This window comes from Kitasatospora sp. NPDC059571 (assembly GCF_042735675.1).
Classification (GTDB): Bacteria; Actinomycetota; Actinomycetes; order Streptomycetales; family Streptomycetaceae; genus Kitasatospora.
This window is the reverse complement of record NZ_JBHWBW010000611.1, coordinates 1-864: the sequence shown is the minus strand read 5'-3', so window position 1 is coordinate 864 and position 864 is coordinate 1. Positions and strand designations below refer to the sequence as shown.

Here is an 864-nt window from a genome sequence, read left to right as displayed (position 1 = left end):
CCACCAGCACGGCGACCGCCATCCCGGTCTCGGCCAGGACGGTGCGGCGCAGCCCGGCGCGGGCCGGTGCGCCCGCCCCGGGCCCGCCGGGCCCGGGGGCGGGGGCGGGGGCCCTGCGCCGTTCCGGGGCCGCCGGGGGCGCCCGCGTCTCAGATACTAGGAAATCCAACTATTCGTGCAGACATCCTCGGCCCGGCGTCGTACCGTGAAAGGGCGATACCGTGAGCCGCCCCTGCAAGCCCAGGGCGTGCGGCCCGGTCGAGCCGGTACGCGCAGCGGCAGGCGACCCCTCCGGCGTACCCCACTCCCCACCCTCGGCGTCCCCTCGCGGACGCATGCACCAAGGAGCCGGTATGCCCACCGTCGCCGACCGTCACACCGCCCCCGCCACCGACACCCGCGCCCCGCGCCGCCGCCGCCGCACCGAGCCCGCCCCGAGCCGGGCCGCCGCGGCGCTGCAGCGCTCCCTGGACCGCCGCGACAACGGCGGCGCCACCGGGCACGGCCTGCACTGACCCGCCGCCGGGCGAGGCCGCCCGCCGCCCCGGTCGCCCCCACGGTCCTTACTGGGCCGAACGACTGACGCCCCGTCACCCGGTCGAGTGCACCGTGTGCCCGGGCGGGGGACGGCGCTCGCCCCGCCCGGCGCGATGATCCTAATTTGGTGCGTCCGGGAGGGTGATCGACGTCCGCGCGGTGCGGGCGGCCGCAGGATCTGGCCACCCCTGCCGGGGAGACCTCTTCCGTGCGCACAGCCGCCGTCCTCACCCTCGCCCTCACCACCCTCGCCGCACCGGCCGCCGCCGCACCGGGCCCCGCCCCGGCCCCTGTGTCGGTATCACACAGGACGCGGCCGACGCGCGT

General features: G+C 78.4%; 1 protein-coding gene. It reads left to right on the top strand.

Features of this window, described 5'->3' with window-relative positions; genetic code table 11:
* Positions 1-353: 353 nt before the first annotated feature.
* Complete coding sequence (locus tag ACFV0G_RS36525) at positions 354-515, top strand: hypothetical protein (protein WP_380557217.1); 162 nt, start codon at positions 354-356, stop codon at positions 513-515.
* Positions 516-864 lie beyond the last annotated feature (349 nt).